The sequence below is a fragment of the Bacillus sp. FJAT-27245 genome, from assembly GCF_001273955.1.
Classification (GTDB): Bacteria; Bacillota; Bacilli; order Bacillales; family Cytobacillaceae; genus Bacillus_D.
The window spans coordinates 3,142,578-3,166,794 of sequence record NZ_LIGI01000001.1 but is presented as its reverse complement, the minus strand read 5'-3'; the positions used below and the strand labels follow the sequence as shown (position 1 = coordinate 3,166,794).

Sequence of the window (24,217 nt, the reverse complement as noted above, 5' to 3'; positions counted from 1 at the left end):
GTGACAAGTGTTATTGACACTCCAACGGACAGAGTAGTATCCTAAATTGGGTTTAGGTTGAATGGATAACAGCTTTGGCTGCTGTTTTGGAGGGAATTTTGTGGTTACCATTCATGAAACGGAACTGAAAGAAGCAATCCTTCTTGGCATTGAAAAAGCAGGGGAAGAGGGCAGGCCAATCCTTGTAAGCGAGGTGCAAAAGGCTGGCGCCTTTGAAGCCCTTTCTTTTTTTGATAGCGGCAGAATGGATTTTTTTGGTGAGCGATTTTACTGGAGGGACCCGGATGGCAACTATTCCATCGCTGGGCTCGGCATCGCCGCCCAATTAAGCTCCGGCCTGGGGAATGGCCGGTTTTCATATATTGGCCGCAGCTGGAATGAGCTTATCCAGGGCGGAATCATCGTTAACCCTTTTAAAAGGGCAGGGCTTGGGCCAGTCATGTTCGGCGGCTTTTCCTTTGATCCGCTAAAGCCGAAAACGGCGCTTTGGTCCAAATATCCGGACGCCCTTTTTCATATTCCAAGGTTTATGCTGACCGTAGCAGGCGGGGAAGCGTTTTTAACAACAAATGTCGTATGTACGAAGCATGACGGCATTTCGCTATTCAATAAGGTTGCGGCTGAAAGGGAATCCTTGTTCAGGAACTTTGCAATCCAACTGGACATGGAAAAACCGCATCTCGAAGAAATTGAAGAAATCGGGGCGGCCGAGTGGAAAGAGATTGTTTCGGAAGCGGTAAGGCAGCTTCAGGACGGCCCTCTTAAAAAAGTTGTCCTTGCAAGGGAGCTGCGCCTCCATTTTGATAAAGAAATCGAAAGTGGCCTTATACTAAGGAAGCTCGAGCAGGAACAAAAAACGAGCTTTATTTTTTCATTTGAATCCGGCGGGGATAGCTTCATCGGGGCGTCTCCTGAGCGGCTTATCCAGAAGCATGGGCAGGCAGTAAGATCAGCGTGCCTTGCGGGCTCGATACCGCGCGGGCAAACCGCTGAGGAAGACTCCGTTCTCGGCAACCTGTTGTTGTCCGATGAGAAAAATCTTGAGGAACACCAATATGTGGTCGACATGATCCGAGGGGCAATGGAAGAGACGTGCGAACGGGTCGACATACCTGAGCGGCCGCAGTTAATGAAGGTCCGCGATATCCAGCATTTGTATACCCCTGTTGAAGGTATCGCCAAGGATTCGGCGAGCCTCCTTGATATGGTTGAAAAGCTCCACCCCACCCCGGCGCTCGGGGGGCTTCCAAAAGAAGCGGCGGTGGAGAAGATTCGTGAACTGGAAACACTGGATCGGGGCTTTTACGCGGCTCCTATCGGCTGGATGGATTATGCGGGGAACGGGGAATTCGCGGTTGCAATCCGTTCGGGGCTCATCCAGGGAAAGGAAGCCTCGCTATTCGCAGGCTGCGGTGTTGTCGCCAATTCAGACGTGGAGAGTGAATATTTGGAAACCGGGCTGAAGTTCAGGCCGATGCTTTCAGTTCTTGGAGGAGTAAAGGAATGAGTCATCAAAATGCATTGACAGCTTATATCGCCGCTTTTGTGGCAGAGCTTGTCCATAACGGAATAAGTGATGTTGTTGTTAGCCCGGGATCCCGCTCGACGCCGATGGCGATGGTCATGGCAGAGCACCCGGGATTGAATGTCCATGTCCATGTGGATGAACGTTCCGCGGCTTTTTTCGCGCTCGGGATTGCTAAGGCAAGCGGAAAGCCCGCAGCGCTGTTATGTACGTCCGGTACGGCTGCCGCCAACTACTTCCCAGCAATTGTCGAGGCCCGTTATTCACGCGTGCCTCTTCTTGTGCTGACTGCGGATAGGCCCCATGAATTGAGGGATGTGGGCGCGCCGCAGGCAATTGACCAGATCGATTTGTACGGTAAGCATGTAAAATGGTTTAGTGAAATGGCATTGCCCGAGGAGTCGGCAGACATGCTGCGCTATGCCAGGATGGTATGCGGGCGCGCTGCGGCAGTGGCTCTTCAGGCACCAGCCGGTCCGGTCCACCTGAATTTTCCGTTCCGGGAACCTTTGATCCCCAACCTTGAAAACGAGCGGCTTTTTGAGCTCGCCGAACGGGCGGAAGGGTATGTAACGGTCACACATGGAAAACGGGTATTGGACCGTGGAGGGCTTGAGAGGATTGCCGCGGAACTGGGAATGTATGAAAAAGGCATCATTGTATGCGGCCAGCTTGACAATGGCGATTTTTCCGAAAAGGTTGGAGAGCTTGCTGAGGCGACTGGGTATCCAATCCTTGCCGACCCGCTCTCCCAGTTAAGAAGCGGAAGCAGAGCTGGAAAATGGATTGTCGATGCCTACGACTCTTTCTTGCGCTTCGATGATGTAAAGCAAAGCCTCAAGCCGGATGTGGTGATCCGTTTTGGCGCGATGCCAGTATCCAAGGCATTGGCTATTTTTCTAAAAGAAAACCGTAATGCCAGGCAATTCGTTGTGGATGGCGGAGGTGGCTGGCTTGATCCGCATGCCCTGTCCACCGAAATGGTTTATTGTGACGAAGCGCTCTTTTGCGAGGGGCTCCTTCCATTCTTGGAGAAGAAGAAGCGTGGCGGGGATTTTGCCGGCCAGTGGCTAAGGCTTAATTCAATCGCAAAGACAGCGATGGATGCCGCGATGGACCGTGAGGAAATGAATGAGAGCCTCGTTTATCGTGAGCTTCCCGAATTGCTTCCCGAAGGTTCGTCGCTCTTTGTCGGGAACAGCATGCCGATTCGCGATCTCGACAGCTTTTTCTGGCTGAACGATAAAAAAATCAATGTGCTGGCAAACAGGGGGGCGAATGGAATCGACGGTGTTGTTTCCACCGCGCTTGGGGCGTCGCTTTACGTGGGTCCGATGTATCTTGTGCTCGGCGACCTGACGTTTTACCACGACTTGAATGGCCTTTTGCCAGCCAAATTGTATAACCTTGATATAACCGTCATTGTTATCAACAACAATGGCGGCGGAATCTTCTCGTTCCTTCCCCAGGCAGGGCAGGCTAAGAATTTCGAGCGCCTTTTCGGTACCCCGCTAGATGTTGATTTTTCCCATGTAGTTAAGATGTATGGGGGAAGTTTTAGCCGTGTACACGATTGGCCTTCCTACAGGGATGCTATCTTGTCGGCGAAAAACGAGCCAGGCCTGAAGGTTATTGAGGTTGTAACGGATCGGGAAGCGAACGCTGCTGATCATAGGAGGCTATGGGCATCTGTTTCCCGGGAAATAGCAAAGCTTGGAGACGGGGAAGAATGAACATAGAACTTGAAGGCGCAACCTTCCATGTGGAGATGTGCGGGAAGGGTGCGCCACTTTTGCTCCTTCACGGTTTTACAGGTAGCAGCGGAACATGGATGCCATTTTGCGAGACGGTTGGCCGCCATTCTTTCATGATTTGCCCCGACCTGCCAGGACACGGAAAGACAATTGTGGAAGGCGGAGCCGGCTCTTACAGCATCGAGTCGGCGGTTCGCGGGCTGAAGGAAATTCTTGATGTTCTCCAAATTGAAAAGGCTGATGTTCTTGGCTACTCCATGGGAGGGCGCCTCGCCTTGGCTTTTGCGTTAACGTATCCCGAACGGATGGGGAAGCTGATTCTCGAAAGCGCTTCGCCTGGGCTTGAAAGTGAAGGGGAGCGCAATTCCCGGCGCATGAAAGACCGTGAACTGGCAAATTTTATAAGAGAGCATGGGATTGGGCCTTTTGTCGATTATTGGGAGAACATCCCGCTTTTTAATTCGCTTCAAGCCATGCCCGGACTGGTAAAAGAAGCTGTACGGAAGCAGCGGCTTGAAAATTCGCCTGATGGGCTCGCCAATTCACTCGTTGGAATGGGTACGGGAGAACAACCGTCCTATTGGGACAGGCTTCCGGAACTTGGAACCGAAGTGCTGCTTTTGGCAGGTGAGCTTGACGAAAAGTTCTGCGGGATTGCCGGCAGGATGTCCAAGCGGATTAAATCGCCCAAAGTTGTCATTGTCGAAGGTGCGGGCCATGCAATTCATGTGGAGAATCCGGGAAAGTTTGGTACAATAATAAGTGGGTTTTTGACACATACATAATAGGAGGTTTTCCATTTGGCAGTAGAATGGGTTGCAGAACGCAAATACGATGAAATTCTATATGAAACTTATAATGGCATTGCCAAAATTACCATCAATCGTCCGGAAGTGCACAATGCATTTACGCCGAAAACAGTTATGGAAATGATCGACGCCTTTGCTTATGCAAGGGATGATTCAAATATCGGGGTAATCGTCCTTACTGGTGCCGGAGATAAGGCATTTTGTTCAGGAGGAGACCAAAAGGTACGCGGCCATGGCGGTTATGTAGGCGAGGATGAGATTCCGCGTCTGAACGTCCTTGACCTACAGCGATTGATTCGCGTCATCCCTAAACCAGTCATCGCGATGGTTAAGGGCTATTCAATTGGCGGCGGCAATGTGCTTCAGGTCGTGTGCGACCTGACAATCGCTGCTGATAATGCGATTTTTGGACAGACTGGCCCTAAAGTTGGAAGCTTTGACGCCGGGTACGGTTCAGGCTATCTTGCCAGGATTGTCGGGCATAAAAAGGCCCGCGAAATCTGGTACCTATGCCGCCAGTACAATGCTCAGGAAGCGCTTGACATGGGCCTTGTCAACACGGTTGTTCCGCTAGAGAAGGTGGAAGAAGAAACAATCAAATGGTGTGAGGAAATCCTTGAAAAGAGCCCGACAGCTCTTCGCTTCCTGAAGGCTGCAATGAACGCGGATACGGACGGGCTTGCCGGCCTCCAGCAATTCGCGGGGGATGCGACACTTCTTTATTACACTACCGACGAGGCGAAGGAAGGCCGCGATTCTTTCAAGGAAAAGCGCAAGCCGGACTTCGGCCAGTTCCCAAGGTTCCCTTAAACCGGGAAGAGATTCATGGCGCATTGGCCAATTATTTTATTTCATTCTGCAGCTTGATGGGCACGCCCATCAGGCTGTTTTGCTATAGAAGGTGGATTGAATGGCAAACACATTGCCTCTTTTTTTAAAAAAACGCGCATTTCTGACCCCGGAACGGAAAGCCATCAGCTTTGAGGGTGATACGCTAACGTTTGGCGAGCTTTACAGCAGAAGCATGGTTGTTGCAGGGCAATTGGCTGCGGCCGGGGTAGGAAACGGAACCTATACAGCTGTTCTCGTAAAAAACAGCATGGAGGCGGCGATATTGCTGTACGCGCTGCAGCTTTGCGGAGCCCCGGCAGTCATGCTGAACAATCGGCTGTCCCCGTCCGAACTTTCCTATCAGTTAACGGATGCGAAAGCGGAATTCCTCATTTACGATGATGCATTCAAGGAGAAGGCGGAGGGTTCGGCGGCAGGGCTCGTGGGATTGTTCTGTATGTCAATGGCGGAATTGCATGATACGGATCCTGCAGTCTTCACTGTCCCCGATGATGTGCTATTGGATGAGGTATGCACAGTGATGTATACATCCGGTACGACCGGCAGCCCGAAAGGAGTCGTCCAAACCTATGGCAACCATTTTTGGAGTGCTTCAGGTTCAGCCTTGAACCTTGGTTTGTCCACGGATGATACATGGCTTTGTTCGGTTCCGCTTTTCCACATAAGCGGGTATTCCATTCTGATGAGAAGCATCATTTATGGAATGCATATTGTTCTCCACAGCCACTTTGACGAGGTAAAGGCAATTGAAGACATATACTTGAAGCGAGTGACAATCATGTCTGTTGTCAGTGCAACGCTGGCCAGAATGATTGACAAGCTTGGTGAAAGGGGCCTCCCCGAAGCATTCAGGTGCATGCTGCTTGGAGGAGGGCCCGCCCCGCTGCCATTATTGGAAGTATGCAGGGAGAAGGGGATTCCGGTCTATCAAACGTATGGGATGACCGAAACAGCCTCGCAATCTGTGACACTTTCCCCGGAATACAGCCTCTCCAAGCTTGGTTCAGCCGGAAAGCCGTTATTCCCGGTTTCCATGAAAATCGAGCTTCCCGATGGCAGGGAGGCGCCAACAGGAGAAGCGGGGGAAATCCTTTTGAAAGGCCCGAATGTCACACCCGGTTATTTGAACAGGCCGCGAGAGACAGCGGAGAGAATTGTCGACGGCTGGCTGCATACGGGCGACATCGGCCGTCTTGACGAAGAAGGATTCCTCTATGTTCTCGACAGGCGCTCCGACCTGATCATCTCCGGCGGGGAAAACATCTACCCGGCGGAAATCGAAGCTGTACTCCTTTCCCATCCGGAAATACGGGACGCGGGGGTGGCCGGAATGCCCGACAGCAAATGGGGCCAGGCACCGGCAGCGTTTATTGTTCCAAAAGGGGACATTACGCTTTCAATTGATGAGCTGCGCCAGTTTTGCCTTGGCCGGCTCGCGAAGTACAAGGTTCCGAGGGAGTTTCATTTTGTTTCCGAACTTCCGAGGAATGCATCAAACAAACTGTTGCGCAGGAAACTGCCCGATATGATTGGGGAGCGGGAACAATGAACCTGTCTGCCATAGTGATTCGTATTATTTCCATGCCTTTGAAACAGCCCTTCCATACGCATCTCGGGACAGTAAGGGAGCGGGAAAGCATCATTGTGGAAGCGATGGACAACGATGGAAATGCCGGATTTGGGGAGGGGGTCGCTTTTTCTTCCCCCTGGTACACCGAGGAAACTGTCGGTACAAGCTGGCATGTGGCGACGGAATTTCTGATTCCTCTTTTAAAAAAAGCACAAGTTTCCCATCCAAACGATGTCACCCGCCTGTTCAGGAGCGTCCGCCGGAACCATATGGCAAAGTCCGCCATTGAACTCGCACTTTGGGATTTGTATGCGAAGCAAAGGCATGTATCGCTCTCGAAGCTGCTCGGCGGGGAGGCGGAACGGCTTCCGGCAGGGGTCGTTGTTGCGGCGGGTAATGAAACAGAAGCGCTCGAGCAAACGGCCAAGTATGTGGAGGAAGGCTATCAACGGATTAAAATCAAAATCAATCCGGCCAATGATTATCAGCTTCTGTCGGGGATTCGGGCATCTTTTCCCGATTTGCCGATTATGGCGGATGCAAACTCGGCCTATACATTGGACGATGCGGACAGGCTGAAGGCGCTCGATGAACTTGGCCTGCTAATGATTGAGCAGCCGCTTGCCCATAATGATTTCCTTGAGCATGCAAAGCTGCAGTCGCTGCTCTCCACCGCCATATGCCTTGATGAAAGCATTAACTCGTTTGAGGACGCGGTCCTTGCTGCGGAGCTTGGCAGTTGCCGGGTTATTTCAATTAAGGCAGGAAAAGTTGGCGGGCTGCACGAGGCGGTTCGGATCCATGATTTTTGCAGGGAAAGGGGAATCCCGGTCTGGTGCGGCGGAATGATTGAATTCGGGATATCGCGGGCTCACAATATCGCGCTTACATCCCTCCCCGGCTATACAATCCCAGGCGATATTTCATCATCCTCCCGTTTTTGGGACGAGGACATTATCACGCCGGAAGTAAGGGTGGAAAACGGCTGGATTTCCGTTCCGAAGAGTCCGGGGATAGGGTATGAAGTCAATCGAAGCCGCCTCGGGCGTGTGACGATAAAGAAAGAGGCTTTCCGTTTCTAAGAACGGTAAGGCTTTTTTTGCTTAATTGGAGCCTTAACTGCTCTACTCATTCGATTAGTATTCGCGGTGATTCGATTAATTCTTCCCTTATTTCGATTAGAAGAGGACTTTTAACCCTCCGTTTTAAGGAATCCAAAAAACCGGCCCCAAATTAATTGGGACCGGCTTTCTAATTAGTGGCCATGAGGCTGAAATGTCTTGCAGTCGGTTTCATGGCTTGTGTCCGCTGTTTCGCCGGTATGGCTAACAACATAAATTTGATCTGCACCGCATTTATTGCCATGTTCCCAAAACGTGCAATTGTTTACCTCGCAAAGCACATCTTTTGCCACTCGTATCACTCCTTATTAGTGGGATACGAGTATAGTTTCCGAAAGGCTATGACAAAGCATCCATGGGAATAAAACACTAATCCGCCTTGTTTTTCTCTTGTTGCCGAAGATATTTTTTGTCATGCATGAACAGGCTCCAAAAATAGATAAACCCCGGAAATAGAATCGCAAATCCAACAATGTACGTTGCAAAAACCGCCCTAAACGAATTGGGATCGGTGAAGGCGGAATGGATGGTTACATCGGGATAAACAAGGTATGGAAGATGTGCCCGTCCATATACATAGCTTGCCACAAGGTACTGAGCGGTTATCGCCACCACGGCCAGGCGGGGCATGCCAATCATCCGTCTGCCATCCTTTTTGGACGGAAGGAAGAGGGCCAGGCCGCCAAGCAGGAACAGCGCCAATGACAAATAAAGCAGTGGAAGATTGTCCATCATCCGATCATAAAGCCAGGCCACTTCCCTATTTAACGTAATCATGATTGCGAGGGCCATCACCATTGAAACAGGGCCAAGGATGAGGGCGTCGCGCCTGTATATCCGGTAGGCATGGTGTTCGTGGGAGACTTTTGAATAATCCGCAAGCAGCAACGAAGAAAGGAACAATGTTGAACTGATTGCGAAGCCGAAAAAGGCATATTCATTCGGGCTCGTAAATAGCCTGGCCAGATTCAACGTTTGCCGCCCGTCAATCGTATCTATATAATGGCCGTGGGTAATCGGGAGAACGCTCATTAACAGCCCCGGTATTAGAAAGCCGCAAATGCCTGACACAAATGTTAAAGGCTTTCTGTATTCCTCGGCAATATTTGAAAAGACAAGGAAAGCGCTCCTTAAAGTGAGCAAAATCAGGATTATGCTTCCGGGAATCAGCAAAACGGTACCCAACGTATAGGCACCTCTTGGAAAAAGGCTGTAAACAGCCACAACAAGTGCGACAATGAATGTATTCGTAACCTCCCAGGTCGGCGAAAGATAGCGGTTTGCAATCGTTGTTGCCGATGTGTTTTTCCTGTTGATATAGACCATCGACCAAAAGCCCGCGCCAAAGTCCATGGTTGCCATTACGGCATAAATGAAGACAAATCCCCATAAAATCGTGATTGCGATATAGGCATCAACCAACTCGGCACCTCCTATGTATTCGAACTAAAGAGCTGTCCATTGCCGCCTGAAGCACGGTCGAGGTCTCTTTGGAGAGGATTCTTTTTAAAAAAGTGAAGCAGGACAAAAATCGCAGCTGCAGCCAGGATGATGTAAACAATAATAAAAGAGATGAAGAGCGGTCCCAGGTTTGTTTGTGTTGTGACCGATTCAGCGGTTGAAAGCATCCGGTAAATATTCCATGGCTGCCGGCCTGTACAGGCGAAAATCCAGCCGAATTCAATCGCCAGGATGGAAAGCGGTCCGGAAGCAACAAAAAGCCACAACATCCATTTTGGGTATTTCCCTTTTTTTAAGAATCTTTTCCAAAACAGCCCCAAGGCAGAAATTAGAATGAGGTAGGTTCCAATAAAAACCATTCCATTAAAAAGGGTATGGGTGAAAAGCGGCGGCCACTCGCTTTCCGGCCACTCATTCAATCCTTTTACGACCGTGTCAAAGCGGTTTCCTGCCAGAAAACTTAGCGCCCATGGGATTTCGATCCCGTACTTTACAGATTCGCTTTCCCGGTCGGTCMCCCCGCCAATCGCGAGCGGCGCGTACGATTGTGTTTCAAATAAACCTTCCGCTGCTGCCAGTTTCTCGGGCTGGTATTTGTGGAGCATCTGGGCGGATTCATGCCCGTTTACGGCTGTGAGGAGTGAAAAGATACCCCCAATAACAAGCGATAGGGTTAGCGCCTTTTGGTGGAAACGGTAAATCCTTGAACCGTGTTCAGCGCGAAGCATTTTATAGGCTGCGACCATCGCAACAACGAATGCGCCGACGACATAGGCGGAGACAGCCACATGGGTCGCTGTCACAAAAAAGCTCGGATTGAAGAAAGCTTCCCAAGGGTTCACATTGACAATTTCACCGTTTACGATGTCAAAGCCCGCGGGTGTTCCCTGGAAAGCGTGGACGTTTGTGATCAGCACGGCGGAAGCCAATCCACCGAGCGCGACAAGTATAAGACTTGCTATTCTCATCCAAGGTTTGATTCTTTCCGCCGCGTACACATAGATGGACATGAACAGGGCTTCAACAAAAAAGGCGTAAATCTCGATTTGAAAAGGAAGCGCCATGACCCGTCCGATCACTTCCATAAAACCAGGCCATAACAAAGAAAGCTGCATTCCTGCGATCGTTCCTGTCGGGATGCCTACCCCCAAAAGAACGGCAAAAGCTTTTGTCCACCGCTTTGCCATGACCACCCATTCAATATTTTTCGTTTTTTGATACAGCAGTTCAGCGGCGAGAATCATCAGCGGCAGGCCGACTCCGATTGTCGCATGGATAATATGAAAGCCCATTGTCGTTCCGAACAGGGACCGGGCTATGACTAAATCGCTCATTCCACTCTTCCTTTCAAAAATGCATAGCAACAGTGTTGACGAGGCGGCAATATTTTAGACGCGTTTCCTCGTCAATGAGCGGATTTTAATAAAAAAACACCCGTTTGCCGGCGGGGCAACGGGTGCTCTCGTGGTGAACAAGGATTAATTCATCGCCTTGTTCAGCGTCTCAAGATTTTTTTCCATTAATGAAAAATAGGTTTCTTTGTCTTTGATGTCTTTTTCTGTCCGTGTGGCGAGGTTATGGACCTGGATAATTTTCGCGCCCGTCTCTGCCTGGACGGTTTTTGCGAGTTTCGGGGAGATGTTCTGCTCAACAAGGATATAGTTGATGCCGGCTTTTTTTACGGTCGAAATAATCCTCTCCATATCTTTTTGGGTCGGCTCGCTTGCCGTTGACATTCCCGCGATCGAAACTTGTTTTATCCCATATCTGGATTCCCAATAGCCGAACGCGGCATGGGAGACGATGATTTCTTTATGCTTCGCGTTTGCAGCGGCATCCTTGAACTTCTGGTCCAACTCGTCAAGATCGGAAGCGAGGTCCTGATAATTCTTTTCGAATTCAGCCCTGTTTTCCGGTTGCTCTTCAGCCAATGCTTTTTCAATCTCGGCTGCAAGCGACTTTGCATAAACCGGGTCAAGCCAGACGTGCGGGTCGATACCCCCATGATGATGCCCATGTTCCCCGGCTTCTTCCTCATGGCCGTGATCTTCGCTTTCTATCTCTGTTTCGTGGCCGTCTTCAAGTTCGATATCCTTTGCGGCAGCCACCATCTTCACTTGTTCGTTTTTCAGGCTGTCCTTTGCCTTTTCCACAAAACCTTCCAGGCCTAGGCCTATATAGACAAACAGGTCTGATTCGGCCAGAGAAATCATATCCTTTTGGGACGGCTCATAGGAATGTTCGTCCGCGCCTGGAGGGTAAATGGAATGAACCTCCACATGCTTTCCGCCAATTCTTTCGGTAAAATATTGAAGGGGGTAAACGGTTGTGTACACGGTAAGTGCTTCTTTTTTATCCTTGTGTTCCGGCGTCTGCCCGGCAGTGCCGCCACATGCCGAGAGAAGCATGCCGGCAATCAGGAATATTAACGCCAGTGTCTTTTTCTTCATTCGTTGTTCCTCCTCTTAAATCGTACTGATTCCGATTTAAATTCCAAAAAAATATAGTTAATACGTAATGATTCCGATTTGTTGACTGGTTTATCATACACAAAAATCATACGGAACGCAAGCATTAAAAATTGTTTTTTCTTTATACATTCCGGTATTCTATAAAAAGGAACTTTTTGCGGCAAACAGCCGCGGCAAATCTACAATAAAAAGGTGAGAGAATAATGGAAATGCTGAATGAAATTTTGGAATACAATAAAACCTTCGTGGACAAAAAAGAATATGAAAAATACCAGACAACCAAATTCCCGAATAAGAAGATGGTTATTTTAACATGCATGGACACGAGGCTATTGGAACTTTTGCCAAAAGCGATGAATCTCAGCAATGGCGACGTAAAATTAATTAAGAATGCTGGCGCGTTAATCGCCCATCCTTTCGGCAGTATTATGCGCAGCGTCCTTATCGCGGTTTATCAACTTCAGGCAGAGGAAGTGATGGTGATTGGCCACCATGATTGCGGGATGAGCGGAATGAAGGCGGAGCCGGTGGTGGAGTGCATGAAAGAAAGGGGCGTTGCCCAAGAAACGCTTGATACACTCAACTATTCGGGTATCAACATCGAGCAATGGCTCCACGGATTTGAAAATGTAAGCGACAGCGTCAAACACAGTGTCGAGATGATCAAAAATCACCCGCTTATGCCAACGGATGTCCCGGTACACGGACTTGTCATCAATCCCGAAACAGGGGAGCTTGACCTTGTTGTAAATGGGTATTGATCAAGCGGCACTAAATAAATGGATTAGATTCTAATAAAACATTGCGGTTGATTGGTGCTCCTGGCACACCTTGCCCGCCGGACGCTGAATGGTATCTTCGAAATTGCCCACGCACGAAGAAAAAGCGAAGCATTTTCGAGGAGCCGGTGCGCTCCGCTCCAATCAACTTATGCTCCAAATTAATTTTATAGTTCAACCATTTTCAGGTGTTTTTTTCCTAGCCGGCCATTCTTCCGGTACGGGGTCGATTCCTCCGGTGTGGAGAGGGTGGCATTTAACAATCCTTTTAGCCGCCAGCCATCCGCCCTTAAGCGCCCCGAAACGTCGGACCGCTTCAAGCCCGTATGTGGAACAGGTCGGATAGAACCTGCACGTCGGCGGTTTTAAAGGAGAAATGGCAATCTGGTAAAAACGGATAATTCCAATGAAAAGCTTCTGCAGCATAATGATTTCTCCCTTTGGTGTTTTTTTTCATCACTGTACCATAAAACAGGTAAAGCGTCTAAAACATGAATTTCCTAAAAGTAGATGAATTTAGTCGGAATTTATGGTAGGATATAGGAAGAATGCTTAAAGGAGTGAAGCAAATGCCTTCAGTTGAGAGCTTTGAACTTGACCATAACGCCGTGAAAGCCCCTTATGTCCGCCACTGCGGCGTCCATAAAGTCGGCAGCGACGGGGTTGTAAATAAATATGACATCCGTTTCTGCCAACCGAATAAGCAGGCGATGAAGCCTGACTCCATCCATACTCTAGAACATCTGCTTGCGTTCAACATTCGCAAACATGCCGATAAATATGACCATTTCGATATTATTGACATTTCCCCGATGGGCTGCCAGACAGGCTACTACCTTGTCGTAAGCGGTGAACCGACAGTGGAGGAAATTATTGATTTGCTTGATGATACGATGAAGGATGCCGTCGAAATTACCGAGATCCCGGCTGCGAACGAGAAGCAGTGCGGCCAGGCAAAACTTCATGACCTTGAAGGCGCGAAGAAGCTGATGCGCTTCTGGCTCGGACACAGCAAAGAGGAATTGAAGCAAGTATTCGCTTAATTAAAAGGATTTGGGCTTTCTATATAAATTAAACTAAAGAATTGCCATGCAGGACCGAAGTGCCTGGAGCGCAGGTCGAGCAACATGAAAAACATAAGTTTAATTTATATATTTCCCCAGGATAGCAAGCCCTAACGATAAAACACAAAAGGCTTCCCGGCAATGTGGTCCGGGAAGCCTTTTAGCTGTTGGCAACGTTTCTGGTGCTATCTTTTGAATCATCTTTTCCTTTCGGCAGGGAATCCATCGAATCGACCGAATGTTTAAAAGCATAGGCTTTATTTGTCACAATAACAGTCAGCCAAATGACGGCAATGCAAATGATGATGCTGAAAATCATGACAATGACCATTTCCGTCCCCCGTTCCATACAGCCATATTTGCCGGCTGTTTCTTTTGGTTCCATTGTAGCATAGCAGAAGTGGAAAGGCCAAAGGACTGGTTTCCCAACCACTTTTATACGAAAAAAAGAGCCTATCGCTTTGTGTGAAGGCTCCCCTTTTCCCAACCCCTATGTATTTTTAATGTATATTTCTAGGATAGAAGGTTACGGGGCGCTGCCCGTAGTCATCCTTGGCAAACTTTCCTTTCAGGCTCTCTATTAGATAAATTCCCATCAGGTCATACAGCTCCTGCTTGTCCATATCCTGGATCAAGGCTAGCAGGTCTTCATGCGTCATTTCCTCAAGAAAGGCAAATGCAAGCATATCAATATCTTCCTCATCCCCGGTAAGTTTGTTGCGGTATAATTCATATAGCTCATCAACCAATTTCACAACATTCACCTCCAGACAAGAAGAAAGTTTTTGCCTATTATTTTAATACCCTTTGTTAAAAAAAGTATTCCTGTTCAAGCTTCGCACCGTTGAATAATTGCACCCTGTTTGAGGGAAACAAATCATAATACGGTTTTGAAGGGGGCTCCTCGGAATGGGCCAGGACAAGAAAACATATTATATCGCTGTTGAGAGCGGCGAAATTTCCAGGGATGAAACGAGCTCAACCTGGAGTTTTAAAATAAAGGCCACGGATGAAGAAATTACTGAGTTGCGCTCCCTATTCAATGAGAATTATGCGAATGAATGGAAGAACTTTATCAGGGCTCACATTCCATTTAGGGAGTACCACCACGATAAGGAAAATAATGCTATAGATGAAAAGCTGAAACAAATCTATCAGGCCATCCATGATTTAGGGGATGAGCAGGCAAAGAACCATATAGAAGAAATGGGGATCCTTTCCGAAAATCCAATGGCTTGAATTTTCAATCCCCAGCAAGCTGCCGGATTGATTCTGGGACTGAAATGCCCTTGATTTTATTAAAGTTGGAATAGTTCCCTTCCATCTCCTGTTCCATTGTAACAGAATTGCCTGTGATGGAAAGCTCTATTTCCGCCTTTGCATTAAAACGGGAAGGGAAAAAGCTTTTTCTGTTAACAACAAGTTCATAATTGAAACTTTTAATGTGCAGGTTTTCAAGCAATTCATTATTACGCTGCAGTTCGGCAGGCATGCTTGCAGTAATGATTTTTTTCAAATCCTTCCTATGCTTATCCCCCGCCGCCTTTAACGTAATAATAAATTCTTCGCTGTTTTCCACCAAGGAGAGGATGGGGTGCAATCCATCTGCCTTGTGAAGCTCTGCTGCGGGATTCATTTGCAAGCTCGCTGCGCCGGCCCGGGCTGCCTGCTCAGGCGTTACCTTTATCCACCCGGCCCCACTTTCATTATTTAGGTACATGCCATCGTCAGTATAGTATGTTTCCGACATTTGGCGAAGGCCGGAAATTGAATCTTCAATGGTTGAAGTTTGGTGGAAAGCCGCCGGAGCCGTCACCATATCGGTATGAATTTCCGAGAAATGCTTCTGCCTTGTTCCCGCTCCATCTACCTCCATAAACTGCGTAACCTCTAGATCGATAGACAGGCTTCTCAGGCTTTCAAATGCCGTATCTGCTTTTGCGAGGATCTGTTCCACGGTATAAGAATCGGAACTTGCCTTTTTCGGCCCGCTTTTGTTCCAGTTACAGCCGGCCATTGAATAGAGAAGGGTAATGGCTGCGGCGATGGCCAATATTTTTTGCAAAAGAAATGCCTCTCCTTCCAAAACTTTCCCTTCCTATCATTTAGCCTTATCTTCGTGGATAAAAACCATCGTTCGAAAATTTTCGCCATTTATTTGAATGAAGTGTAAATCACGACTAATATAAAATTGAGAGGATCAAGGGGAGAAACCCAATTTAGTGAGGTAACGTATGAAACAATTTACGGATACAAACGGGAATAAAGTCGAATTATCCTTTTGCCGGAATGCTTTTTCGGAAAAACAGGGCCACGTTCTTGTCATTTGCCTGCATAACGGTAAGTGGCTGTTGACGAAGCACGGTCATCGAGGACTTGAATTCCCAGGCGGAAAGGTGGAACTAGGCGAAACACTTGAAGGAGCGGCCCGCCGCGAAGTCCTTGAGGAAACAGGGGCGGTTCTCTGCGAATTGCATTGGATTGCGGAATACCGGGTGACAAGCCCAGCAGCTTCTTTTGTCAAAGCTGTTTTTTATGGAGTAGCCAGGGATGTGCAGGTTCGGGAAACGTATTTTGAAACCTACGGCCCTGAATTGGTCGATGGCGATCTTGAGGAACTGAGGTTTGGGGGAAAATATAGTTTTATTATGAAGGACGATGTTGTCGGAGAATGCCTGAAAAGGATAAGGGAATTAAAGCTTCGGGAAAAATAGCGAAGGCTGGCGTGGTTGGCCAGCCGGTACGGTATGGAAGTCGCCAATCCTTTAATTTTTTACGATTTTCTTCTCCAACAAGGCCACGAGCTGGTACATAATCGTCGCGAAGATGGCAATGACGAGGAGCGACAAAAGGACAAGGGTGAAATTGAACACCTGGAAGCCGTAAATAATCATATAGCCAAGCCCTTTTGATGAAACAAGGAACTCACCGACGATGACGCCAACCCATGAGAGTCCGACATTGACTTTTAGCGTGGAAATAATCGTCGGGAAGGATGCTGGCAAAATTGCTTCCCTAAAACATTGGTACCTCGTTGCCCCGAAAGTTTGCAGCACTTTCAGGTAATTCGGGTCGACTTCGCGGAAGGAAGTATAGACGACAATCGTCGTGATGATAACCGAAATAATGGCTCCCATCGAAATGATTGAAAGATAGCCGGGCCCAAGTGCGACGATTAAAATCGGGCCAAGGGCGACTTTCGGCATTGCATTCAGGATGACCAAATACGGGTCCAGGATTTTTGAGAGAATGGGCGACCACCAGAGAATCGCCGCAATCATCGTCCCAAGCAGCGTTCCGAGGATGAACCCCGCAATTGTTTCGCTCAGGGTAAAAGCAAGGTTGGAAAGAAGGCTTCCATCCTGCAGCTTTACGAGCATCAGCTTCCAGATTTTCGATGGAGCGCTGAAAATGAGCGGATCGACCCACTGCAGGCGGCTGCAAAGTTCCCAGCCCGAAAAAAATACAAGAAAGATTAAAGCCTGGAAAAAGCGGACCTTCCGTTTTTCTTTTTTCAGGGACATCAGGTAAAGCGCGTGTTGGGAGCTGATGGACGGTTCATTGTTCAAGCGACTCCAGCTCCTTCCATATTTCTTTAAAAAGCTTGTTGTAGCTCTCATGGTTCCTTGAGTCAAAAGGCTTCAGGCGGCGAATGGCATCCGGCATATCGAAAATTTTATGGATGCGGCCAGGGCTTGGGGATAATAAATAAATCCGGTCGCTCATCGCAATGGCTTCACCGATATCATGGGTGACAAGGATGGCTGTTTTTCCAAGTCCTTTTAACGTGGATGATACAAGGTCCTCAAGCTTCAGCTTTGTTTGGTAATCAAGCGCCGAAAAAGGCTCATCAAGAAGCAGGACCTTTGGTTCGGCAGCAAGGGTCCTGGCGAGGGCGGCCCGCTGCCTCATTCCGCCGGAAAGCTGTTTTGGGAGCTTCCTTTGGACCCCGGGCAGCCCGATTTCCTTTAATAGCCTGATTGCCGCTTCCCGCCGCTCGGGAGTGAGGGCATTTGCGAGCTTCAGGCCAATGAGGACATTTTCCTCAATCGTTTTCCAGGGAAACAGATAGTCCTGCTGGAGCATATAGCCTATTTGTCGCTTTGCGGCTGCTGCCGGCCTGCCGCCTAGCAGCACCCGGCCGCACGTTGGCTCAACCAATCCGGCGATGATGGAAAGCAGTGTCGTTTTGCCGCAGCCGCTAGGGCCGAGGAAGGAGATAAATTCCCCTTCCTCAACGGAGAGCCTGATACCGGAGAGGGCCGTTACTGCCATGTCTTTCGTGAAATAAGTGTGGTGGATTTCTTCAATCGTCAGGAAACTCATGAAACGGCCTCCTTTGCGGCAATCATTTTACTTTTTCAGCAATTTCCGTGTTAACAAGTGTTTGGTGGCCAATCCGCTGTGGAAGTTCGCCTGCTTCGTCCATGATGTCCTGGAGATTGTTCCATTCGTCCTCGTCAAGGATCGGGTCGGTTGCGAATGATCCCTGGCTTTTGTAACGGTCGACAACTGTTTCGATAATGCCTGGATCGGTATCTTCAAAATATGGTTCAATCGCTTTGGCGATTTCCTTTGCATCTGTTTCGGCAACCCATTGCTGTGCCTTATAGAGAGCTTTCGTGAACTTTTTGATGATTGCGGGATTTTTCTTCATATAGCTTTCTTTTGCCATAAATGTGGTATAGGGTAGGTGTCCGGATTCGGTCCCAAATGATGCGACAATATGGCCTTTTCCTTCTTTTTCAAAAATGCTTGCTGTCGGCTCGAACAGCTGGACGAACTCGCCTGTGCCCCCGGCAAATGCATTGGCGATGTTCGCGAAGTCGATATTTTGGATGAGCTGCAAATCTTTGTGCGGATCGATGCCATGCTTTTTCAGGACAAATTCGCCGGCCATTTGCGGCATTCCGCCTTTGCGCTGGCCAAGGAATATTTTGCCTTTCAGCATATCCCAGGAAAAGTTGTCGATTTTTTCACGGGAGACAAGGAAAGTGCCGTCCGTCTGGGTGAGCTGGGCAAAATTGATGACAGGGTCATTCGAGCCCTGTGCATGGACATATATCGATGTTTCGGATCCGACAAGTGCGATATCGGCACCGCCGGAGAGAAGCGCGGTCATCGTTTTGTCTCCGCCCCATGTTGTCGTCAAGTTGACATCGAGCCCCTCGTCCTTAAAGAAACCTTTTGCGAGGGCTACATATTCAGGTGCGTAGAAAATCGATCTTGTCACCTCTGCGATGCGGACTTTTTCAAGCTTCTTTTCCTTTGGCTTTTCCTGGCACGCGGTGAGAAGCAGCATCGCGCCAGCAAGCATCATCAGGGCGGCCCTGAATGGTTTTTTCATGCAAATACCTCCTGGGTAAAATAATTGGGCTGTTTGCTCTTGTGATATCGTATGAACCGGGCGTGATTGTGTGTATGCCCATATTGGAAAAAATAATTGGATGGAGTGATACGGATGGAGATAGCGGATGGACAAATCATTGCGGAGCAGCGGTTCCCGTCACCAAATCCGGATGTCGCCCTGTCTTTGGTCACCTATTATTCCGGCGGCCTGAAGGTAAAAGGGATGCTGGCCAAGCCTTTGGGCTATGAGCCGGCGGATGGTTTCCTCTATTTGCGAGGAGGTATCAAAAACGTCGGCAAGGTGCGCCCTGCCCGGATCGCCCAATTCGCTTCAGAAGGTTTTACGGTTTTCGCGCCATTTTACCGTGGAAACCAGGGGGGCGAGGGGGATGAGGATTTTGCCGGTGAGGACAGGCAGGACGCGTTCTCGGCTTTCCGTCTTCTACAGTCGCTGCCTTCCGTTCGTGATATCCATATTTTCGGATTTTCGCGGGGAGGGGTCATGGCCCTGTTAACAGCACTCGAATTCCCGGAAGCCGCTTCGATGGCGACGTGGGGAGGGGTGAGCGATATGGCGCTTACCTATGTGGAAAGGAAGGATTTGCGGAGAATGATGAAGCGGGTCATCGGAGGTACGCCATTGAAATATCCAGAGAGATACCAGTACAGGACACCGCTTTACAGACTCGAACAGTTGGAGGTGCCGGTCCTAATCATTCACGGTGCCAAGGATGGAAATGTATCAGCGGAACATTCATACAGGCTTGAAAAAAGGCTGAAGGAACTGGGCAAACCAGTCGAAAGCTGGTATTTTGAGGAATTCACCCATTACTTCCCTCCGGCGGTCAACAGGAAAGTTGTCGCGGACGTTACGAAGTGGATGAAAAGCCATAGCGGCAAATGATATGATTAGAGAAAGGTGAATTTGAGGAGGGTCAAGTATGGGAATGCCACTTGAAGTGAATACAATGATCGTTACCAAGGGCAAGGAGCAAAGGCTCGAAGAAAATTTATTCCTTTTGGAAAAAGAAGGATACCGCCTCTATCCAATTGATATTCCTGTCGATATCCGGCGGACCATCGAAGCGGATTCGAGCGGGACGGCAAAAATCCTGAAGGTTGAACTTGAAGGCGGCAAGACACGGATTACGTATGAGCTTATTGCACTTAGCTCACCGAATTGATAGGTATGGTTTTAGTGTTGAAAAGAAGCCTATGATGAATGCTCCCGGCGGCGTGCCGGGGGCGTTTTTTTGTTGTAGAGCAGTTTGGAATTGGGTGTTGCAAAAATTGGATGCGTGATAACCTCGTGTATAAAGTTGGTTTAGGGTGTCGCTCGAATCACGGTTAAGTGCAACTAAAGGGCAAAATCCAGGTGTGGTTGTAAGAAATCCCCGATATGTGACAAGCGAAGGCAGGAATTGGATTAGCTTGTCAAATAAAGCCCTGATATGTGACAAGCGGAGGCTGGAATTTGGTTGGGTTGTCAGATAGAGCCTAGATATGTGACAAGCGTAGGCTGAAATTGGGTTAGGTTGTCAGAAAAATTACATGAACAGTGCCAAAAGAAGCCCAAAATTCGTCCCAGATGTCACACGAGTATAAAGAAATAACAAAAGCACGTGAGGGAAACAGCTCCGTTTTCCTCACGTGCTTTATTTATCCTACCTTATTAACAAACTGCCGACAATTCCTTATTGTATGATCGGTCCGCCTTTTTCAGCGATCTCCGGAGCGACGCCGGAAAACTTATTGAAGTTGCTGCGGAATTTTTCAGCAAGTTCAATTGCCTTTACGCGGTAGGCTTTTGGGTCCTCCCAAGTCTTTTCCGGCTGCAGGACTTCATCAGGAACCCCAGGGACATGAAGCGGAACATGCAGGCCGAAAATGTCGTCCTGGACCGTTTCAATGTTGCTTAACTCGCCTTCAAGGGCGGCCTGGATCATCGCTCGTGTATAGGCAAGCTTCATCCGGCTGCCTGTTCCATATTCACCGCCGGTCCAGCCAGTGTTGACAAGAAACACCTGCGCGTTGTGTTCAAGGATTTTTTCTCCGAGCATTTCCGCATAGCGTTTGGCAGGGAGTGGAAGGAAAGGCGCGCCGAAGCAGGTGGAGAACGTTGCCTGCGGCGAGGTAATGCCGCGCTCGGTTCCGGCCAACTTGGACGTATAGCCGCTTAGGAAGTGGTACATTGCCTGTTCCTTCGTCAGTTTTGAAATTGGCGGCAAGACACCGAAAGCATCCGCCGTCAAAAAGACAATTGTGTTCGGATGGCCGGCAACGCTTGGCGAAACGATGTTCTTAATCGCTTCAAGCGGGTAGGCGGCACGCGTATTCTCGGTCAGCGATCCGTCATCATAGTCGGCAGCGCGGGAGTTCGGGTTGACGACAACGTTTTCAAGGACAGCACCAAAGCAGATTGCATCAAAAATTTGCGGTTCTTTTTCGCGGCTGAGGTTGATCGTTTTTGCATAGCAGCCACCTTCGATATTGAAGACGCCGTTTGCGGACCAGCCATGCTCGTCGTCACCAATCAGGCGGCGGTTCGCATCTGCGGACAGGGTCGTTTTTCCTGTGCCCGACAAGCCGAAGAACAGGGCTACATCGCCTTCGACCCCAACGTTGGCAGAACAATGCATCGGCATGATTCCAGCCTCGGGCAATAAATAATTCATAACGGAAAAAATCGATTTCTTCATTTCTCCGGCATATTCCGTTCCGCCGATCAGAACGATTCGCTTTTCAAAAGAAATGATGATGAACGTTTCCGATTTCGTTCCATCGACTTCCGGGTCGGCCTTGAAGCCGGGCGCGGAGATAATCGAGAATTCCAGATTATGTCCAGGCAATTCCGACTCTTCGGGACGGATGAATAGCTGGTGTGCGAAAAGGTTGTGCCAGGCGTATTCATTGATAACCTGGATTGGCAGCCTGTATTTTTTATCCGCGCCAGCAAATCCATTAAACACGAAGATTTCATTTTTTTGTTTTAAGTAATCAATTACTTTATTATAGAGAGTAGAGAATGCTTCTTCTGAAATAGGCTGGTTAATTGGGCCCCAATCTATTTTGCCGCTGCTTGATTTTTCTTCGACAATGAACTTATCTTCAGGAGAACGGCCTGTATATTTACCGGTCGATACGCTGATTGCACCTGTCGATGTCAGCAGCCCTTCACCACGGCTCAACACTTTTTCAACTAATTCCGGAACGGATAGCTGGACTAGAAGGTTTGCTTCATTCAGCAACTTGAACGGAGTTTCTGGATTATGCACACCAAACATGTATTAATTTCCCCTTTGCCTTTTGTTTATAAAGCGCTTTTTTATCCCACGAATAGTATAGCACATTCATCTAATTGGTCTATACTAATAACAATCTTTTTTATAATAAATTTGGAGGGTTTTCAATGAAGCTGCTGGCGCTGTATGACGGAAATTGTGTCCTTTGCAATAAGTCGAAGGCGAAATCCGAAAAAATCGATTGGCTTGGAAGAGTCCAGTGGCTCTCTCTTCAAGAATATGAAAAGGAAGGCCGCAAGCCCGATTTCAGGGCAATCGACCTTCGCAGGGAGTTGCACCTGATTGGCGGGGACGGGAAGGTTTACAAAGGCTATTTTGCGGTCAGGAAACTGCTGCTCCAATTCCCTGTAACTTTCTTGCCGGCACTTCTCCTTTACCTCCCATTTGCCGCAAAAGCCGGAATTCCAATCTACAATTGGATTGCCAGAAACAGGGTCAAATGGATGGGCGAAATGTGTGCGGATGGAAGCTGTTCAATCTAATGGTTTTTTTATGAAAAACCATAAGAAAAATAGATGGTTTTTGAAGATGGTTTTCTCATAAAAATCATTGACATGCTTCGACAGTGTGGTATGATTTTACCTTGAACGGATACTCTCTTATCCTGAGCCGGTGGAGGGACAGGCCCTATGAAGCCCGGCAACCTGCCTATGGGAAATATTTCCCGGAAAAGGTGCCAAACCTGATGCAAGGCGCATGCCTTGAACGATAAGAGTGAAAGGCGCAAACCACTCAATGCAACCTTTCCTCAAAAGGGAAGGTTTTTTATTTGCAGCCTTACGAATCAGCATCTTAAGGAGCGGGGTATTCATAAAACCCCCAGGTTTACTTCATACTACTTAGGGAAATGAGTACCGTGAAACCGAGGTTGCAAGGCAGGCCGGAAATGTTCCATGCAGCTGACCTCATTTATAAAGAAGATATAGGAGGAATCCAGATGCCATCAAAACGCCGACTATTCACGTCTGAATCAGTGACTGAAGGCCATCCAGACAAAATCTGCGACCAGATTTCCGATTCGATTTTAGATGCGATCCTGGCAAAAGACGCAAATGCCCGCGTCGCTGCAGAAACTTCCGTTACAACAGGCCTTGTCCTTGTAGCGGGTGAAATCACAACGTCAACTTATGTTGATATCCCAAAAATCGTCCGTGAGACAATCCGTGAAATTGGCTATACACGCGCGAAATATGGCTTCGATGCCGATACATGCGCAGTATTGACGTCAATTGACGAGCAATCAGCCGATATCGCGATGGGCGTTGACCAGGCGCTTGAAGCCCGTGAAGGCAGCATGTCGGATGCGGAAATTGAAGCAATCGGTGCGGGGGACCAGGGACTTATGTTCGGTTTCGCCTGCAATGAAACAGAAGAGCTAATGCCGCTTCCAATCTCGCTTGCACACAAGCTTTCCCGCAGGCTGACAGAAGTGCGCAAGGATGAAACACTTCCATACCTGCGCCCGGATGGAAAAACCCAGGTAACGGTTGAATATGATGAAAACAATAATCCAGTCCGAATTGATACAATTGTTATTTCAACCCAGCATGGCCCGGAAGCTACGCTTGAACAGATCCAGAGCGACCTGAAAAAGCATGTTATCGGCCCTGTTGTTCCGCAGGACCTTATGGATGACAAGACAAAATACTTCATCAACCCGACCGGACGTTTCGTCATCGGCGGCCCTCAAGGGGATGCCGGACTTACCGGCCGGAAGATCATCGTTGATACGTATGGCGGCTATGCGCGCCACGGCGGTGGTGCTTTCTCCGGAAAGGATCCGACAAAGGTTGACCGTTCCGCCGCATACGCAGCGCGCTATGTAGCGAAAAATCTTGTTGCCGCAGGCCTTGCTGACAAGGTAGAAGTCCAGCTTGCCTACGCGATTGGGGTTGCCCGTCCTGTATCGATTTCGGTTGATACATTTGGAACTGGCAATGTAAGCGAAGAGGTTCTTGTTGAACTCATTGAGAACAACTTTGATCTTCGCCCTGCCGGAATCATCAACATGCTTGATCTTCGCAAGCCAATCTACAAACAAACAGCCGCCTATGGCCACTTTGGCCGCAATGATGTCGACCTCCCATGGGAGCGTACCGACAAGGCTGACGCATTGAAGGAACAGGCATCCAAATAATTGTGCTTAACGGGAGTTGCATG

26 protein-coding genes and 1 riboswitch are annotated in these 24,217 nt (G+C 48.7%); of the genes, 14 read left to right on the top strand and 12 right to left on the bottom strand.

Features of this window, described 5'->3' with window-relative positions; all coding sequences use genetic code 11:
• Positions 1 to 100: 100 nt before the first annotated feature.
• From ADU24_RS15480 to menC, 6 genes are all read left to right on the top strand, one after another.
• Complete coding sequence (locus ADU24_RS15480) at positions 101 to 1,507, top strand: isochorismate synthase (RefSeq protein WP_053367481.1); 1,407 nt, start codon at positions 101 to 103, stop codon at positions 1,505 to 1,507.
• A complete protein-coding gene (gene menD, locus ADU24_RS15475) occupies positions 1,504 to 3,258 on the top strand; it encodes a 2-succinyl-5-enolpyruvyl-6-hydroxy-3-cyclohexene-1-carboxylic-acid synthase (RefSeq protein WP_053367480.1) in 1,755 nt (584 codons plus the stop codon). The genes ADU24_RS15480 and menD overlap by 4 nt, the downstream gene beginning before the upstream one ends.
• Entirely contained in the window at positions 3,255 to 4,064 is an 810-nt protein-coding gene (menH, locus tag ADU24_RS15470; protein WP_156324594.1) for a 2-succinyl-6-hydroxy-2,4-cyclohexadiene-1-carboxylate synthase, read from the top strand. The genes menD and menH overlap by 4 nt, the downstream gene beginning before the upstream one ends.
• Positions 4,065 to 4,079: 15 nt before the next feature.
• Positions 4,080 to 4,898 carry a 1,4-dihydroxy-2-naphthoyl-CoA synthase gene (gene menB / locus ADU24_RS15465; RefSeq protein WP_053367479.1) on the top strand — a complete coding sequence of 273 codons (819 nt, stop codon included), beginning with the start codon at positions 4,080 to 4,082 and terminating at the stop codon, positions 4,896 to 4,898.
• Between the two features lie 100 nt (positions 4,899 to 4,998).
• Positions 4,999 to 6,489: an o-succinylbenzoate--CoA ligase gene (locus tag ADU24_RS15460; RefSeq protein ID WP_053367478.1), complete on the top strand. Its 1,491-nt coding sequence runs from the start codon at positions 4,999 to 5,001 to the stop codon at positions 6,487 to 6,489.
• Positions 6,486 to 7,592: an o-succinylbenzoate synthase gene (menC, locus tag ADU24_RS15455; protein ID WP_053367477.1), complete on the top strand. Its 1,107-nt coding sequence runs from the start codon at positions 6,486 to 6,488 to the stop codon at positions 7,590 to 7,592. Before ADU24_RS15460 ends, menC begins: the two co-directional genes overlap by 4 nt.
• A gap of 173 nt (positions 7,593 to 7,765) precedes the next feature.
• Here menC and ADU24_RS22665 read toward each other — a convergent pair whose 3' ends face one another.
• The 4 genes from ADU24_RS22665 to ADU24_RS15440 all read right to left on the bottom strand — a co-directional run bounded on the left by ADU24_RS22665 (position 7,766) and on the right by ADU24_RS15440 (position 11,542).
• On the bottom strand, positions 7,766 to 7,924 hold the full coding sequence (locus tag ADU24_RS22665; RefSeq protein WP_082306935.1) for a DUF1540 domain-containing protein: 159 nt from the start codon (positions 7,922 to 7,924) through the stop codon (positions 7,766 to 7,768).
• A gap of 76 nt (positions 7,925 to 8,000) precedes the next feature.
• Entirely contained in the window at positions 8,001 to 9,053 is a 1,053-nt protein-coding gene (locus tag ADU24_RS15450) for a cytochrome d ubiquinol oxidase subunit II (RefSeq protein WP_053367476.1), read from the bottom strand.
• 11 nt (positions 9,054 to 9,064) lie between these two features.
• The gene (locus ADU24_RS15445) at positions 9,065 to 10,426 is read right to left on the bottom strand and encodes a cytochrome ubiquinol oxidase subunit I (RefSeq protein WP_053367475.1); all 1,362 of its coding nucleotides are present in this window, start codon (positions 10,424 to 10,426) and stop codon (positions 9,065 to 9,067) included.
• Positions 10,427 to 10,570: 144 nt separating this feature from the next.
• Positions 10,571 to 11,542 (bottom strand): metal ABC transporter solute-binding protein, Zn/Mn family, encoded by a 972-nt coding sequence (locus tag ADU24_RS15440; protein ID WP_053367474.1) that lies wholly within the window; start codon positions 11,540 to 11,542, stop codon positions 10,571 to 10,573.
• Between the two features lie 224 nt (positions 11,543 to 11,766).
• Between ADU24_RS15440 and ADU24_RS15435 the strand changes: the two genes are divergently transcribed.
• Positions 11,767 to 12,324, top strand: a complete 558-nt coding sequence (locus ADU24_RS15435; RefSeq protein WP_053367473.1) for a beta-class carbonic anhydrase — start codon at positions 11,767 to 11,769, stop codon at positions 12,322 to 12,324.
• 192 nt (positions 12,325 to 12,516) lie between these two features.
• On the opposite strand, the gene yidD is transcribed toward ADU24_RS15435, so the two are convergent.
• On the bottom strand, positions 12,517 to 12,768 hold the full coding sequence (gene yidD, locus ADU24_RS15430; RefSeq protein WP_053367472.1) for a membrane protein insertion efficiency factor YidD: 252 nt from the start codon (positions 12,766 to 12,768) through the stop codon (positions 12,517 to 12,519).
• Positions 12,769 to 12,911: 143 nt separating this feature from the next.
• Here yidD and ADU24_RS15425 point away from each other — a divergent pair, with 143 nt between their 5' ends.
• The gene (locus ADU24_RS15425) at positions 12,912 to 13,385 is read left to right on the top strand and encodes an S-ribosylhomocysteine lyase (protein ID WP_053367471.1); all 474 of its coding nucleotides are present in this window, start codon (positions 12,912 to 12,914) and stop codon (positions 13,383 to 13,385) included.
• A gap of 181 nt (positions 13,386 to 13,566) precedes the next feature.
• Here the strand turns inward: ADU24_RS15425 and ytzI are convergent, their stop codons facing one another.
• Both ytzI and ADU24_RS15415 read right to left on the bottom strand, forming a co-directional pair.
• Positions 13,567 to 13,791, bottom strand: a complete 225-nt coding sequence (ytzI, locus tag ADU24_RS23075) for a YtzI protein (protein WP_231689623.1) — start codon at positions 13,789 to 13,791, stop codon at positions 13,567 to 13,569.
• A gap of 115 nt (positions 13,792 to 13,906) precedes the next feature.
• Positions 13,907 to 14,161, bottom strand: coding sequence for a DUF6154 family protein (locus ADU24_RS15415; protein ID WP_053367469.1), 255 nt, complete (start codon positions 14,159 to 14,161; stop codon positions 13,907 to 13,909).
• Positions 14,162 to 14,315: 154 nt separating this feature from the next.
• On the opposite strand from ADU24_RS15415, the gene ADU24_RS15410 reads away from it, so the two are divergent.
• The gene (locus ADU24_RS15410; protein ID WP_053367468.1) at positions 14,316 to 14,645 is read left to right on the top strand and encodes a hypothetical protein; all 330 of its coding nucleotides are present in this window, start codon (positions 14,316 to 14,318) and stop codon (positions 14,643 to 14,645) included.
• Positions 14,646 to 14,649: 4 nt separating this feature from the next.
• Here the strand turns inward: ADU24_RS15410 and ADU24_RS15405 are convergent, their stop codons facing one another.
• A complete protein-coding gene (locus ADU24_RS15405; protein WP_156324593.1) occupies positions 14,650 to 15,471 on the bottom strand; it encodes a DUF6612 family protein in 822 nt (273 codons plus the stop codon).
• 169 nt (positions 15,472 to 15,640) lie between these two features.
• Between ADU24_RS15405 and ytkD the strand changes: the two genes are divergently transcribed.
• On the top strand, positions 15,641 to 16,120 hold the full coding sequence (gene ytkD, locus ADU24_RS15400; protein WP_053367466.1) for an RNA deprotection pyrophosphohydrolase: 480 nt from the start codon (positions 15,641 to 15,643) through the stop codon (positions 16,118 to 16,120).
• Positions 16,121 to 16,171: 51 nt separating this feature from the next.
• Here ytkD and ADU24_RS15395 read toward each other — a convergent pair whose 3' ends face one another.
• From ADU24_RS15395 to ADU24_RS15385, 3 genes are read right to left on the bottom strand one after another with little or no spacing between them, the layout of a single operon-like run.
• On the bottom strand, positions 16,172 to 16,930 hold the full coding sequence (locus tag ADU24_RS15395; protein WP_231689698.1) for an ABC transporter permease: 759 nt from the start codon (positions 16,928 to 16,930) through the stop codon (positions 16,172 to 16,174).
• Positions 16,931 to 16,964: 34 nt separating this feature from the next.
• A complete protein-coding gene (locus ADU24_RS15390; protein ID WP_053367464.1) occupies positions 16,965 to 17,732 on the bottom strand; it encodes an ABC transporter ATP-binding protein in 768 nt (255 codons plus the stop codon).
• 22 nt (positions 17,733 to 17,754) lie between these two features.
• The gene (locus tag ADU24_RS15385; protein ID WP_053367463.1) at positions 17,755 to 18,753 is read right to left on the bottom strand and encodes an ABC transporter substrate-binding protein; all 999 of its coding nucleotides are present in this window, start codon (positions 18,751 to 18,753) and stop codon (positions 17,755 to 17,757) included.
• A gap of 114 nt (positions 18,754 to 18,867) precedes the next feature.
• Here ADU24_RS15385 and ADU24_RS15380 point away from each other — a divergent pair, with 114 nt between their 5' ends.
• Both ADU24_RS15380 and ADU24_RS15375 read left to right on the top strand, forming a co-directional pair.
• A complete protein-coding gene (locus ADU24_RS15380) occupies positions 18,868 to 19,659 on the top strand; it encodes an alpha/beta hydrolase family protein (protein ID WP_053367462.1) in 792 nt (263 codons plus the stop codon).
• Positions 19,660 to 19,696: 37 nt separating this feature from the next.
• A complete protein-coding gene (locus tag ADU24_RS15375) occupies positions 19,697 to 19,939 on the top strand; it encodes a DUF2584 domain-containing protein (RefSeq protein ID WP_053367461.1) in 243 nt (80 codons plus the stop codon).
• 510 nt (positions 19,940 to 20,449) lie between these two features.
• On the opposite strand, the gene pckA is transcribed toward ADU24_RS15375, so the two are convergent.
• Positions 20,450 to 22,039, bottom strand: coding sequence for a phosphoenolpyruvate carboxykinase (ATP) (gene pckA / locus ADU24_RS15370; protein ID WP_053367460.1), 1,590 nt, complete (start codon positions 22,037 to 22,039; stop codon positions 20,450 to 20,452).
• 125 nt (positions 22,040 to 22,164) lie between these two features.
• On the opposite strand from pckA, the gene ADU24_RS15365 reads away from it, so the two are divergent.
• Entirely contained in the window at positions 22,165 to 22,539 is a 375-nt protein-coding gene (locus tag ADU24_RS15365; RefSeq protein ID WP_053367459.1) for a thiol-disulfide oxidoreductase DCC family protein, read from the top strand.
• A gap of 114 nt (positions 22,540 to 22,653) precedes the next feature.
• Positions 22,654 to 22,772: riboswitch (SAM riboswitch) on the top strand.
• 222 nt (positions 22,773 to 22,994) lie between these two features.
• On the top strand, positions 22,995 to 24,194 hold the full coding sequence (metK, locus tag ADU24_RS15355; protein ID WP_053368961.1) for a methionine adenosyltransferase: 1,200 nt from the start codon (positions 22,995 to 22,997) through the stop codon (positions 24,192 to 24,194).
• Positions 24,195 to 24,217 lie beyond the last annotated feature (23 nt).

What these genes read in the sequence shown, in the direction of transcription:
- menD (WP_053367480.1), top strand. Translation starts at nt 1,504, where the DNA reads ATGAGTCATCAAAATGCATTGACAGCTTATATCGCCGCTTTTGTGGCA.
- menH (WP_156324594.1), top strand. Translation starts at nt 3,255, where the DNA reads ATGAACATAGAACTTGAAGGCGCAACCTTCCATGTGGAGATGTGCGGG.
- ADU24_RS15460 (WP_053367478.1), top strand. Translation starts at nt 4,999, where the DNA reads ATGGCAAACACATTGCCTCTTTTTTTAAAAAAACGCGCATTTCTGACC.
- menC (WP_053367477.1), top strand. Translation starts at nt 6,486, where the DNA reads ATGAACCTGTCTGCCATAGTGATTCGTATTATTTCCATGCCTTTGAAA.
- ADU24_RS15440 (WP_053367474.1), bottom strand. Translation starts at nt 11,542, where the DNA reads ATGAAGAAAAAGACACTGGCGTTAATATTCCTGATTGCCGGCATGCTT.
- ADU24_RS15435 (WP_053367473.1), top strand. Translation starts at nt 11,767, where the DNA reads ATGGAAATGCTGAATGAAATTTTGGAATACAATAAAACCTTCGTGGAC.
- yidD (WP_053367472.1), bottom strand. Translation starts at nt 12,768, where the DNA reads ATGCTGCAGAAGCTTTTCATTGGAATTATCCGTTTTTACCAGATTGCC.
- ADU24_RS15425 (WP_053367471.1), top strand. Translation starts at nt 12,912, where the DNA reads ATGCCTTCAGTTGAGAGCTTTGAACTTGACCATAACGCCGTGAAAGCC.
- ytzI (WP_231689623.1), bottom strand. Translation starts at nt 13,791, where the DNA reads ATGGAACCAAAAGAAACAGCCGGCAAATATGGCTGTATGGAACGGGGG.
- ADU24_RS15410 (WP_053367468.1), top strand. Translation starts at nt 14,316, where the DNA reads ATGGGCCAGGACAAGAAAACATATTATATCGCTGTTGAGAGCGGCGAA.
- ytkD (WP_053367466.1), top strand. Translation starts at nt 15,641, where the DNA reads ATGAAACAATTTACGGATACAAACGGGAATAAAGTCGAATTATCCTTT.
- ADU24_RS15395 (WP_231689698.1), bottom strand. Translation starts at nt 16,930, where the DNA reads ATGTCCCTGAAAAAAGAAAAACGGAAGGTCCGCTTTTTCCAGGCTTTA.
- ADU24_RS15390 (WP_053367464.1), bottom strand. Translation starts at nt 17,732, where the DNA reads ATGAGTTTCCTGACGATTGAAGAAATCCACCACACTTATTTCACGAAA.
- ADU24_RS15385 (WP_053367463.1), bottom strand. Translation starts at nt 18,753, where the DNA reads ATGAAAAAACCATTCAGGGCCGCCCTGATGATGCTTGCTGGCGCGATG.
- ADU24_RS15380 (WP_053367462.1), top strand. Translation starts at nt 18,868, where the DNA reads ATGGAGATAGCGGATGGACAAATCATTGCGGAGCAGCGGTTCCCGTCA.
- ADU24_RS15375 (WP_053367461.1), top strand. Translation starts at nt 19,697, where the DNA reads ATGGGAATGCCACTTGAAGTGAATACAATGATCGTTACCAAGGGCAAG.
- pckA (WP_053367460.1), bottom strand. Translation starts at nt 22,039, where the DNA reads ATGTTTGGTGTGCATAATCCAGAAACTCCGTTCAAGTTGCTGAATGAA.
- ADU24_RS15365 (WP_053367459.1), top strand. Translation starts at nt 22,165, where the DNA reads ATGAAGCTGCTGGCGCTGTATGACGGAAATTGTGTCCTTTGCAATAAG.
- metK (WP_053368961.1), top strand. Translation starts at nt 22,995, where the DNA reads ATGCCATCAAAACGCCGACTATTCACGTCTGAATCAGTGACTGAAGGC.